The organism is Saccharicrinis sp. 156 (genome assembly GCF_050589685.1).
GTDB lineage: Bacteria > Bacteroidota > Bacteroidia > Bacteroidales > Marinilabiliaceae > Saccharicrinis.
The window spans coordinates 1-652 of the sequence record NZ_JBNGOS010000108.1 but is presented as its reverse complement, the minus strand read 5'-3'; the positions used below and the strand labels follow the sequence as shown (position 1 = coordinate 652).

The window sequence follows — 652 nt, the reverse complement described above, 5'->3', positions numbered from 1 at the left end:
CAGACGGACTTCCCCAATGAGGAAGTTTATAAGTTTTTTCTCCATATCTGTATTTATTTTATTTATGATAAAAAGGCAGTAAATGATTATTAAAACAATCAGATACTGCCTATGCCATAAAGGTAAAATTTTTCTTGGAGAAAAATGCCCTTTACGTTAGCGATAACACATATTTAAATAAAAACATTCAGCAAGTAGGAAAATGTTTGGAGAATCTTTTTTCGGAGGATCAGTTAGACGAAATCGCAATAAGGCACGGTTTTATAAAACGCAAGCGGTCTTTATCGGCTGCCTCCTTCCTTTCGTCATTGGTTTTTAACAATGACGATACCGAGAAATGTAGCCTGTTAGGACTGAAACTAGATTTATATGCCAATGCCAAGGTCAATGTTTCCAGAACGGCCATACACAAGAAATTTACCCCCGAGGCGGTTTCTTTTATGGAAGAGGTACTGTCAAATTTTTTGACCAGCCAAACATCCGGCGTCCTCAAAGATATCCTGCCACCCGACAGCCCCTTTACCGCCTTATACATAAAAGACTCTTCAAAATTCACGATACCCCAGGTTTTCGCAAAAGAATACCCTGCATTTGGTGGATATGGCAAAAAGGAAAAGGGGGCTTTGATGAACATCCAGTACGAATACGACCT

1 protein-coding gene is annotated in these 652 nt (G+C 39.1%); it reads left to right on the top strand.

The features are described from left to right. Positions 1 to 134 precede the first annotated feature (134 nt). Positions 135 to 652 (top strand): hypothetical protein (locus tag ACRD64_RS25245; protein WP_430937422.1); only part of this gene is annotated, 518 nt, incomplete at its 3' end.